Source organism: Niallia yueguangensis (assembly GCF_052663115.1).
The window spans coordinates 90506-102380 of record NZ_JBQTCX010000004.1; the positions used below are offsets into that span (position 1 = coordinate 90506).

At 35.7% G+C, this 11875-nt stretch carries 12 protein-coding genes; all 12 read left to right on the forward strand.

Features of this window, described 5'->3' with window-relative positions:
• Nucleotides 1-128: 128 nt before the first annotated feature.
• The 12 genes from spoIVA (at nt 129) to hisC (ending at nt 11861) form a co-directional block, all read left to right on the forward strand.
• Nucleotides 129-1607 (forward strand): stage IV sporulation protein A, encoded by a 1479-nt coding sequence (gene spoIVA, locus ACTYA4_RS05295; RefSeq protein ID WP_443479974.1) that lies wholly within the window; start codon nt 129-131, stop codon nt 1605-1607.
• A gap of 310 nt (nt 1608-1917) precedes the next feature.
• Nucleotides 1918-2190, forward strand: a complete 273-nt coding sequence (hbs, locus tag ACTYA4_RS05300) for a non-specific DNA-binding protein Hbs (RefSeq protein WP_016203034.1) — start codon at nt 1918-1920, stop codon at nt 2188-2190.
• A gap of 458 nt (nt 2191-2648) precedes the next feature.
• Nucleotides 2649-3212 (forward strand): GTP cyclohydrolase I FolE, encoded by a 564-nt coding sequence (gene folE / locus ACTYA4_RS05305; protein ID WP_443479973.1) that lies wholly within the window; start codon nt 2649-2651, stop codon nt 3210-3212.
• 452 nt (nt 3213-3664) lie between these two features.
• Nucleotides 3665-4435, forward strand: a complete 771-nt coding sequence (locus tag ACTYA4_RS05310; protein ID WP_443479972.1) for a heptaprenyl diphosphate synthase component 1 — start codon at nt 3665-3667, stop codon at nt 4433-4435.
• A 253-nt stretch (nt 4436-4688) separates the two neighbouring features.
• The gene (locus ACTYA4_RS05315) at nt 4689-5396 is read left to right on the forward strand and encodes a demethylmenaquinone methyltransferase (protein WP_443479971.1); all 708 of its coding nucleotides are present in this window, start codon (nt 4689-4691) and stop codon (nt 5394-5396) included.
• Nucleotides 5397-5449: 53 nt separating this feature from the next.
• Nucleotides 5450-6412 carry a heptaprenyl diphosphate synthase component II gene (gene hepT, locus ACTYA4_RS05320; protein ID WP_445505574.1) on the forward strand — a complete coding sequence of 321 codons (963 nt, stop codon included), beginning with the start codon at nt 5450-5452 and terminating at the stop codon, nt 6410-6412.
• A gap of 57 nt (nt 6413-6469) precedes the next feature.
• Nucleotides 6470-6916, forward strand: coding sequence for a nucleoside-diphosphate kinase (gene ndk, locus ACTYA4_RS05325; RefSeq protein ID WP_443479969.1), 447 nt, complete (start codon nt 6470-6472; stop codon nt 6914-6916).
• A 122-nt stretch (nt 6917-7038) separates the two neighbouring features.
• Nucleotides 7039-7815 (forward strand): CheR family methyltransferase, encoded by a 777-nt coding sequence (locus ACTYA4_RS05330; protein ID WP_443479968.1) that lies wholly within the window; start codon nt 7039-7041, stop codon nt 7813-7815.
• A 274-nt stretch (nt 7816-8089) separates the two neighbouring features.
• On the forward strand, nt 8090-9259 hold the full coding sequence (aroC, locus tag ACTYA4_RS05335) for a chorismate synthase (protein ID WP_443479967.1): 1170 nt from the start codon (nt 8090-8092) through the stop codon (nt 9257-9259).
• Nucleotides 9259-10353 (forward strand): 3-dehydroquinate synthase, encoded by a 1095-nt coding sequence (aroB, locus tag ACTYA4_RS05340; protein WP_443479966.1) that lies wholly within the window; start codon nt 9259-9261, stop codon nt 10351-10353. The genes aroC and aroB overlap by 1 nt, the downstream gene beginning before the upstream one ends.
• On the forward strand, nt 10346-10723 hold the full coding sequence (gene aroH, locus ACTYA4_RS05345; protein ID WP_443479965.1) for a chorismate mutase: 378 nt from the start codon (nt 10346-10348) through the stop codon (nt 10721-10723). The genes aroB and aroH overlap by 8 nt, the downstream gene beginning before the upstream one ends.
• A 31-nt stretch (nt 10724-10754) precedes the next feature.
• Nucleotides 10755-11861, forward strand: coding sequence for a histidinol-phosphate transaminase (hisC, locus tag ACTYA4_RS05350; RefSeq protein ID WP_443479964.1), 1107 nt, complete (start codon nt 10755-10757; stop codon nt 11859-11861).
• Nucleotides 11862-11875 lie beyond the last annotated feature (14 nt).

Sequence of the window (11875 nt, forward strand, 5' to 3'; positions counted from 1 at the left end):
GAAAATATATGTAGGAGGAGGGAATTTTATAAAATCAGTCATAAAGAGATAGGACAACGTCATAAATATATATTGTCATATAGTATTTTACCATCCCATATGCTAGGGAAAGTTCAGGAGGGGATCACTTGGAAAAGGTCAATATTTTTAAAGATATTGCCGAAAGAACGGGCGGCGATATTTATTTAGGAGTAGTAGGTGCTGTTCGAACTGGAAAATCAACTTTTATAAAAAAATTTATGGAACTTGTCGTAATCCCTAATATGGAAAATGAAGGAGACCGTACACGTACCAAAGATGAGCTGCCACAAAGTGCTGCAGGAAAAACAATCATGACAACAGAACCGAAGTTCGTTCCAAACCAAGCTGCCTCCGTAACCGTTGATGAAGGATTAGACGTTAACATAAGACTTGTCGATTGTGTTGGATATACTGTTCCTGGAGCACAGGGTTATGAGGATGAAAATGGTCCGAGAATGATTAATACACCATGGTATGAAGAGCCTATTCCATTCCATGAAGCAGCTGAAATTGGTACAAGAAAGGTTATTCAAGAACATAGTACAATTGGCGTTGTCATTACAACAGACGGTACGATTGGAGATATTCCAAGAAGTAATTATTTAGAAGCAGAAAGTCGTGTAATAGAGGAATTAAAAGAGGTTGGTAAGCCGTTTATTATGATCATTAATAGTGCGCAACCATTTCATCCAAATACAGAAGCGCTGAGAGCGGAACTGACGGAAAAATATGATATCCCGGTGATTGCGATGAGTGTGGAAAGTATGAGAGAGTCTGATGTCTTAAATGTAATGAGAGAGGCTCTTTTTGAATTCCCGGTATTAGAAGTAAATGTAAATTTACCAAGTTGGGTAATGGTGCTGCGAGAAAATCACTGGCTGCGCGATAACTATCAAGATGCGGTGAAAGAAACAGTAAAAGATATTAAAAGATTAAGAGATGTAGATCGAGTGGTTCAGCAATTTAGTGATTATGAGTTTATTGACAAAGCTGGATTAGCTGGTATTGAAATGGGGCAAGGGGTGGCAGAAATTGATCTTTTTGCACCTGATGAACTATATGATGAAATCTTAAAGGAGATTGTTGGTGTAGAAATAAGAGGGAAAGATCATTTATTAGAACTGATGCAAGATTTTGCTCATGCGAAAACAGAATATGATCAAATTTCAGATGCATTAAAAATGGTAAAGCAAACAGGCTACGGAATTGCAGCGCCTTCTTTAGTTGATATGAGCTTAGATGAGCCGGAAATTATTCGACAAGGATCCCGTTTTGGTGTAAGACTGAAAGCTGTAGCTCCATCCATTCATATGATAAAAGTGGATGTAGAATCAGAATTTGCTCCAATTATAGGCTCAGAGAAACAAAGTGAAGAGCTTGTTAGATACTTAATGCAAGACTTTGAAGATGATCCATTATCCATTTGGAATTCTGATATATTTGGAAGAAGCTTGAGTTCCATCGTACGGGAAGGTATACAAGCAAAGCTTTCTTTAATGCCAGAAAATGCGAGATATAAGTTAAAAGAAACGCTTGAAAGAATAATTAACGAAGGATCGGGAGGATTAATTGCTATTATACTTTAGGAGAACTCTATTAAGGGTTCTTTTTTGTGGTTAACGGGGGTTTTCTCGCCATTTAAGATAAAATTTCTTGATAAGATTTAATGATTATGATAATCTTTTAAAGGAATTAGCGTCACATAAGCAACTTAACGCTTTTTTTAAAGGTAGAGTATTAGCTTTTTACTTGATTTATTCTCATACATGCACTATTATAGTCCATGTTTAAGAAAAAGTTCGGGATGACGTATATAATTCCGAAAAATTGTTTACAAATAATGATAGGAAATGAATGTGAAGATTTATTTGAAACTTTTGGGAGGAGGTGAAAGGCATGAACAAAACAGAATTAATTAATGCAGTTGCTGAAGCAAGTGAATTATCAAAAAAAGATGCTACTAAAGCAGTTGATGCTGTTTTCGATACAATCTTAAATGCATTAAAAGATGGGGATAAGGTACAACTTATCGGTTTCGGTAACTTTGAGGTACGTGAGCGTGCAGCACGTAAAGGACGCAATCCTCAAACAGGTGAAGAAATTGAAATTGCAGCTAGCAAAGTTCCTGCTTTTAAACCAGGTAAAGCACTTAAAGACGCAGTGAAGTAATTACATACATTATTGCAACGTATTTAAATGAAAACCGCGATTATTCGCGGTTTTTCTGTTTGAGAGATAAGAAGTATAAAATGTTTGAAGGTAGATGGCGGTAAGAGGAAATACTCCACTTTCTCAATGGTCAAAAATACAGAATGCTAAAGCGCCTTTTACTTTTTTGACTCGCTTTGATGTACAAAAATGTACTAGTGCCGATGGATATAAAGACAACCTACGAATAAAATACCACTTGAGCATAAATAAACAGTCGACAAACTTCCACTTTTAGATTACTCTCCTTATTATATGTATTTTTAAGAAAGCTAACTGGAAATAATGATAGATTCCTTATAAAAAGTGAAAGGACTACACAAAATTATTCTATGGGTTAACCTTTCATAGTTTTACGTGGTCGATTATGCTAATATGAGTAGAGGAAAACGGAATGAAAGGCTTTAGGAGGAAAAAGAATGGCTAAAGTAAACTTGGCGCAAATTGAAGATGCTGTAAAATTAATTTTAGAAGCAATTGGAGAAGATCCTAATAGAGAGGGTTTACTAGATACACCTGCACGGGTTGCGAAAATGTACAGTGAAATCTTTTCTGGATTACAAGAAGATCCAAAAGAGTATTTTCAAACAATTTTCGGAGAAGATCATGAAGAGTTGGTGCTAGTAAAAGATATTCCCTTTTATAGCATGTGTGAACATCATTTAGTTCCCTTTTATGGATTAGCTCACGTAGCGTATATTCCAAGAAACGGAAAGGTGACCGGGCTAAGTAAATTAGCAAGAGCAGTTGAATCGGTCGCAAAAAGACCACAGCTGCAAGAAAGGATTACAACAACAGTAGCGGATACAATTAATGAAATGCTAGAACCTCATGGGGTGATGGTTGTAATTGAAGCAGAGCATATGTGCATGACGATGAGAGGGGTTAATAAACCGGGTACAAAAACAATTACTACTGCTGTACGTGGAAAATATGCCGCTAATCCTGATGCAAGAGCAGAAGTGCTATCCTTTTTAAAATAAGCAGGAAGCTAAAAAGAGAAGTTAGGCAGTGAAGCCTATTTTCTGGACTTTCACAGGGTGTGGTGAATTCAACTTTGCTCACAGGACGTGAGCTTTTTTAATTGATCCCCTCTAATTTAGATGGATTTTTGCAGTTTCAAAGCAATTATAAATTAAAACACTTTTTTATGTTATAATTATCGGGTCTTTATATAAGGCTGTTTTCTCAAAGTTTGTTGTTTTTTACATAAACATTTGGAAAAGGTTTCTTAGCAGTCTGCATACACGTAGACTCCTGTGGGAATGCGAGAAAGACGAGACCCCGCAGGAGCGTATGCGACGAGGAGGCTCGACGCTCGCCCGCGGAAAGCGAAGTGTATTCAGGCTGCGCGTTTAAAAGCAACAATCTATACGAAAACAGCATTACACAAAAAGAAATAGAATATAATTATTAGGGGAACAAGGGTGATAACATGGCAATAACACAAGAAATGGTGGAGAATGTAAGAAAAAAAGTTTTTAAAAAAATAGCTAATGCGTATTTGTTTCAACATATTCCTGAACCGAGTATGGATGAGGATAAACTTTATTTAATAGTTGCGGCCTTACAAGAATCGAAACTGTCAGATAAAGAAGTAGAAATATACGCGACTACGACTATATTAATTCAAATTGCCCTTGATACCCATGAACTTGTAACAAATAACAGCAGCAAAGGAATGGAAAAGACTAGGCAGCTGACTGTATTAGCAGGAGATTATTACAGTGGCCATTATTATAAATTGTTGGCTGATGCTGAGGATACTTTTATGATCAAAATGTTTGCTGAAGCTATTAAGGAAATAAACGAACATAAAATCATGCTTTATCAAAAAAAGCAAAAAAATAGTTTTCAATTGTTTAAAAGTATAGAAATAGTAGAGTATATATTGTTAGATAAACTATTTACCCGTTTTCAATTAGAAGAGTGGAAGGCTTTTTCTCGTTCTTTATTAATAATCAATAAATTAATAAAAGAAAAAAATACATACTTAAAAACGGGGAAGTCTAATGTGATTGATATATTGCTATTAGACAATACGACAGCAAAAGATAAACAGCAATCCAATGTTCATTTTATAGTAGAAAAGCATTTGCTTGCTCTATGTGATCAATTAAAAAAAGCAGCAGAATTGCTGCCAGCATCCATTAACAGCTTAGTAAAAAATAAGGTTCAGCTCATATTAAAAGATAATAAAGTGTAAAATTTTGAAGTTCTACAGGTGTCTAGCTTGGCGCCTGTGCTTTTCATAGCAGATAAGAAAGTATAAAATTTTTCAAGTTAGATAACTGTCTAGCTCCGGCGCCTAGCCCCTGTGAAAGATAACCTCTTGGCTCTAAAAGTAAAGAGCACTTTTTGAGCAAGGAAGAACATTTTTCTTCGGGGCTAAGCAAGGCGCCTCCACTTTTCTTATTAATGTAAACAATAACAAACGTATGTGGAAGAAGGGTAATACCATGCAGGAACAGCAATCAAAAGAAGAGAAAGTCCACCATGTTTTTGAAAAAATTTATGGTAATTATGATAAAATGAACACATTGATTAGCTTTCAGCAACATAAAATTTGGCGGAAAGATACAATGAAAAAAATGAATGTGTCCAAAGGTTCATCTGCTTTAGATGTTTGCTGTGGTACTGCTGATTGGACCATTAGCTTGGCAGATGCTGTCGGCCAAAACGGCAATGTAACCGGTCTAGATTTTAGTGAAAATATGCTGAGTATCGGAAAAGAGAAGACAAAAAAATATGCAAATATACAATTAATACATGGCAATGCGATGGAGCTTCCATTTCCTGATAATCATTTTGATTATGTAACAATTGGCTTCGGTTTACGAAATGTTCCAGACTATTTGCAAGTGTTAAAAGAAATGAAAAGAGTGGTAAAGCCAGGAGGAATGGTTGTGTGTTTAGAAACATCTCAGCCAACGATGCCTGTTTTTAAACAAGGCTACTATTTTTATTTTCGGTTTGTGATGCCTCTATTTGGCAAGCTGTTTGCCAAAAGCTATAAAGAATATTCTTGGCTGCAAGAATCAGCACGCGATTTTCCAGGAATGAAGGAACTTGCTAATATGTTTAGACAAGCTGGATTAATAAACGTATCATACAAACCTTACAGTGGAGGGGTTGCAGCCGTTCATATAGGACATAAAGAAAAATAAGGTTTCTGTACGAGCATAATCCGTATAGAAGGTAAAAGACAGGTGAGTTGTTTGTGAAATTAAAAATGATGTATTCATTTTTGAACTCAGATCTTGAATTGATTGAAAAGACACTAGAAGAAACAGTCAATGCTGATTCTTCTTTATTACGTGAATCTTCCTTGCATCTTTTGCAAGCAGGGGGAAAAAGAATTAGACCAATATTTGTATTGCTGGCAGGAAAATTTGGTCATTATGATTTATCTGTTATAAAAAAAGCTGCTGTTTCGCTTGAATTAATACATATGGCGTCTTTAGTTCATGATGATGTAATCGATGACGCTGATTTGCGCAGAGGACAACCAACGATAAAGGCTAAATGGGATAATAAAGTCGCCATGTATACAGGAGATTATATATTTGCCAGATCATTAGAGGTAATGAGTGAATTGGAAAACACCGCTGCGCATAAAGTATTGGCAAATACTATTGTAGAAGTTTGTATTGGAGAAATTCAGCAAATAAAAGATAAATATCGTTTTGATCAAAATATCAAAGATTATTTTCGCAGAATAAAAAGAAAAACAGCCCTTTTAATTTCTGCAAGCTCTTTAGTCGGTGCCATTGTTTCCGGGGTCGAAGAAAAGTATCAGAAAAAACTTTATCAATTTGGTTATTATGTGGGAATGTCTTTTCAGATTATTGATGATGTCCTTGATTTTGTCGCAACAGAAAAAGTGTTAGGAAAACCTGCTGGAGGGGATTTACTGCAAGGAAATATTACATTGCCGGTTCTTTTTGCGATGGAAAATAAGGCGCTTCGCGATAAAATAATAACGGTGAATGAAGACATAGAAAAACAACAGCTACAAGAAATCATTGATCTTATTAAAAATTCAGATGCGGTAGAGCGCTCCTTAAAAATTAGTGATTTATATTTAGAAAAGGCATTAAAATCGATTGAATCTCTGCCGAATAACAAGTCCAAAAATGCACTAATTCAAATTGCGAAATATATTGGGAAACGGAAATATTAGAAGGGTGTTCAAGCATGAGGATAAGGCGCCTGCGCTTTTCTTATAGGGAGTGAGTTTATGGAAAGAACGTTTTTAATGGTAAAGCCAGATGGTGTACAAAGGAATCTAATAGGCAAAATTATCGAACGTTTTGAACAAAAAGGCTTTCAGTTAGTTGGTGCTAAACTAATGCATATCTCACAAGAGTTAGCTGAAAAACACTATCAAGAACATGTTGAAAAACCATTCTTTTCTGATTTAGTCGGGTTTATTACTTCTGGTCCTGTTTTTGCCATGGTATGGCAAGGGGAAGATGTGATAGCAAAAGCACGTTTAATGATGGGGAAAACAAATCCGCTGGAAGCACTGCCAGGTACTATTCGTGGTGATTTTGGAGTAGTAATGCGCAAAAATGTCATTCACGGATCAGATGGATTTGAAAGTGCTGCCAGAGAAATTGCTTTGTTTTTTAAAGATGAGGAATTGATAGAATATGAAAAAGCGACAAATAAATGGATTCATTAAGGAAAGGAAGTATAACTTTCTAAAGTTAGACTTGTTTCCTTAATGAATTATATCTCCCTTTTTTATTATTATCGTTTATACTATAAAAAAAGGAAATTACCGTTGTGTTGTGAGGGGAAAGAATGGAAAAAGATTATGAGGATTTTGTCAGTAATTTTTACAAAACATCAGGAATTGATTTATCCTTATATAAGGAAGCACAAATGAAAAGAAGGTTAACATCTCTTTACGTAAAAAGAGGCTTCACGTCCTTTCGTGACTATTTTCAGGCGATTTGCAAAAATAAAGAACTAATGGAAGAATTATTGGATCGAATGACGATCAATGTATCTGAATTTTATCGTAATTATAAAAGATGGGAAGTATTAGAACAAAAGATACTCCCAGGGCTAATTAATAAAAGTAAATCAAGGCTGAAAGTATGGAGCGCAGCTTGTTCAACAGGTGAAGAGCCGTATACGATTTCTATGATTCTTGCTAATAGTTCAGCTTTCCCAAAATATGATATATTAGCTACGGATATTGATGAAAATGCGATTAAAAAGGCACAGGCTGGCCTTTACGTGGAAAGAGCGTTAAATGAGGTTCCGGCAAAGCAAAAGCAAAAATATTTCATCGAAAACGGAAGCTTTTATGAAATTAGTGAACAAATAAAAAAATCGGTTGTATTTAAAAAACAAAATTTATTAGCAGATCCTTTTCAGGAATCGTATGATTTAATTGTATGCCGAAATGTCCTTATTTATTTTACAGAAGAGGCAAAAGATAAATTATATCAAAAATTTGCCGCTGCCTTGCGTCCTGGCGGGGTTTTCTTTGTAGGCAGTACCGAACAGATCTTTAATCCAGGCAAATATGGATTAGCAACAGAAGACACTTTTTTTTATAAAAAAATATAATCTGCGCTTTAAGAGGAAGTTCAATAAATCAGCAAATTAAAGCTTTTCATCTCTTTGTTGACTTGAATGCTCGTTAATGTAGAGTGTAACTAAAAAGATAGTAAATGGTTTATGATATACATATGAGTAAATAAGTGATGGAGAAGACAGAAAACTCGTAAAAGTTAGCTATCTTTTTTATTATTTTTGCTTTTTATACTATTCTTATCATCAATCGTATGGTATATTGAAACATATTTCCTTTAAAGCGTTGAAGGGAGAAAGGATTCGAAAAATGAGATATTTAACTTCAGGGGAATCACACGGTCCCAAACTTATAACAATTATTGAGGGTCTTCCAGCAGGAATGCCATTATTAGCAGAAGATATTAATACAGAATTAGCAAGAAGACAAAAAGGCCATGGACGTGGCAGAAGAATGCAAATTGAAAAAGATACTGTGGAGATTGGCGGAGGAATCAGACATGGATATACGTTAGGTTCACCAGTATCTTTAATAGTCGATAATAATGACTGGAAGCATTGGACAAAAATTATGGGTCAAGAACCAATCAATGAGGAAGATGCAGAAATTAAACGGAAAATCTCCCGTCCAAGACCAGGACATGCAGATTTAAACGGTGCGATTAAATATGGCCATCGCGATATGCGAAATGTGTTGGAAAGGTCATCCGCAAGGGAAACAACGGTTAGAGTAGCTGCAGGTGCAGTCGGCAAAAAACTACTTTCCTTACTTGGGATTAAAATAGCATCACATGTAATAGAAATTGGTGGTGTAAAATCTGCAGGTGTTGAATATGATTCCATTGATCAAGTTGTCGAAGTTTCTGAAAACTCACCTGTTCGCTGTATAGATCCAATTGCCGAAAAAGAAATGATGAAAGCAATTGATGATGCAAAAGCAAATGGTGATTCCATTGGTGGAATTGTGGAAGTTATTGTTGAAGGAATGCCAACTGGTGTCGGCAGCTATGTTCATTATGACCGTAAGCTTGATGCAAAACTTGCAGGAGCGATTATGAGTATCAATGCATTTAAAGGGGTCGAATTTGGCATCGGCTTTGAAGCTGCAAGAAAACCTGGCAGTGAAGTTCATGATGAAATTGTTTGGGATGAAGAAAAAGGATATACACGCAGCACAAACAGATTAGGCGGCTTAGAAGGCGGAATGTCAACTGGAATGCCAATTGTAGTCAGAGGCGTAATGAAACCAATCCCGACTTTATATAAACCGCTAAAAAGTGTTGATATTGAAACAAAAGAGCCATTTGCTGCAAGCATTGAAAGATCGGATAGCTGTGCAGTACCAGCAGCAGCAGTTGTGGCAGAAAATGTCGTTGCTTGGGAATTAGCTTGTGCCATTATTGATCAATTTTACGCGGATAGATTTGATGCATTATTGAACAATATTAATGACCATCGTACGTATGCGAGGGAATTTTAATGAAAACAGTTGCCGTTAAAACGGAATCTAAAATGTATGATGTTTTGATTGGAGAAAATGTTCATACCAAGCTGCCGTCTATATTGCAACAACATTATCCTTGCACGACAAAAATATTAATCATTACGGATGAAACAGTAGAGAAGCTTCATTTAGCTTCTCTACAGCAAGAATTAGATTCTTTTGCTTATGTCACGTATACCGTGCCTGCTGGAGAAAAGGCGAAAACATTTGAAGTGTATTATAATTGCTTAACATTTGCGTTGGAGCAAAATCTGGATCGTAAATCCTTTGTTTTAGCACTTGGTGGTGGAGCAGTGGGTGATTTAGCAGGATTTGTAGCAGCTTCTTATATGCGTGGAATTCCATTTATTCAGCTCCCAACAACGATTTTAGCGCATGATAGTGCTGTGGGTGGAAAAGTCGCGATTAACCATCCTCAAGGCAAAAATATGATAGGTGCTTTTTATCAGCCAGAAGCTGTTATATATAATACAGCTTATTTACAAACATTGCCTTTAAAAGAAATCAGATCCGGGTTTGGTGAAGTAATGAAACACGCATTAATAAGCGATCCTGAATTTTACTTCATGCTTTTGGAAGATATAACAGATCTTGCAAATGTACCAGAGAAGACATGGGCTTCTTTACTACAAAAAGGCATTGAAATTAAAGCAAATATTGTAAGCCAAGATGAAAAAGAGGCAGGTATTCGAGCATATTTGAATTTTGGCCATACTTTAGGTCATGCTATTGAGGCAGAAATGGGCTATGGAAATATCACACATGGGGAAGCAATTGTCATCGGTATGGTATTTGCCATGAAATTAAGTCAGAAGAAATATGGCTTTGATTTTTCTTTTCAGCAATGGTTAAACTGGCTGACAAAGCTGCAATATGATGTGCAGATTCCAGAACATTTAGAGACAGATAAACTAATCAACCGCATGAAGCAAGATAAAAAGTCTGTCAATGGTGATATTCACTTTGTATTGTTAGAAAGCATTGGCAAACCGGTTATAGTAAAATTTGGTGAAGAAGAAATCAAAAAAGAGCTACAATTATTTAAGGATGGAGAGAATGTAAATGATTAGAGGAGTGCGGGGGGCAATAACCGTAGAACAAAATGAAGAAAATGAAATCCTTCAGGCAACAGAACGGCTTGTACAAGAAATGATTCGTTTAAACGACATACAAGCGGATAGTGTTGCCTCTGTGTTTGTTTCGGTCACAGATGATATTACTGCAGCTTTCCCTGCTAAAGTCATTCGTTTACAAGAAGGTTGGACATATGTACCAGTAATGTGTATGCAAGAAATCAATGTTCCTTTGTCATTGAAAAAATGCATTCGCATCATGTTCCATGTAAATACAACTGTATCACAAAAAGAAATCAACCATATTTATTTGGAAAAGGCGGTTCAACTGCGACCAGATCTGAAAGAGAATGAAACACGAGCGTAAAAAAGGGAAACATAATTCAGAGGTGAATAGTATGAAATGGAAAGAGCAATTACTAAACTTAACTCCTTATCAACCGGGAAAAACAATTGATGAAGTAAAAAAACAGTTTAATTTAGATGAAATTGTCAAGCTGGCTTCCAATGAAAATCCGTTTGGCAGTTCATCTAAAGTGAAGGAGGCACTCCAAAATGTAGATGGCTCTTTTGCTTTATATCCAGATGGTTATGCTACAAATTTACGCTTTGCATTAGCTGAATTTTTACAAGTTGCTCCAGAACAGTTAGTACTCGGAAATGGTTCAGATGAAATTATTTTAATGATTTCTCGTGCTTTGTTAAAGCCTGGTTTAAATACGGTGATGGCATCCCATACATTTGGCCAATATAAACATAATGCAATTGTTGATGGAGCAGAGGTAAGAGAAATTCCATTAACAAATGAAGGGCATCACGATTTAGACGGAATGCTTGCTGCAATCGATGAAAATACAAGTGTTGTATGGTTATGCAGTCCAAATAACCCAACAGGTACGTATATTTCGGATGAAAAGCTTGTACCCTTCTTAAAATCTGTACCATCGGAAGTATTAGTTGTATTAGATGAGGCGTATTACGAATATGTAGTGGCGGAAGATTATTACGATGCGCTTACACTCGTAAAACAGTTTGATAATTTAATCGTTCTAAGAACTTTTTCAAAAATATATGGACTTGCGAGCTTTCGCGTAGGCTACGGTATTGCTAATGAAGAATTTATCAAATCATTAGAGCCGATTAGAGAACCTTTTAATGTGAATACATTAGGTCAAATTGCAACCGAAACAGCATTAAAAGATCAGGAATTTGTCGAAAGCTGTAAAAAGAAAAATAGAGAAGGCATGGAACAATTTTATGCATTTTGTGAAGAGCATGGCTTAACTTATTTTCCATCACAAACGAACTTTATTTTAATCGACTTTAAAGTGGATGGAAATGAAGTATTCCAATACTTCATGAAAAATGGCTATATTGTACGATCAGGAGTGCCGTTGAATTTCCCGACATCTGTTCGAATTACAGTTGGCTCTAAAGAACAAAATGAAGGATTAATAAAAGTAATGTCTCAGTTTATAGAAGAGAAGGCAGCTGTTGTTTTGTAATTTTATAAAAGAAG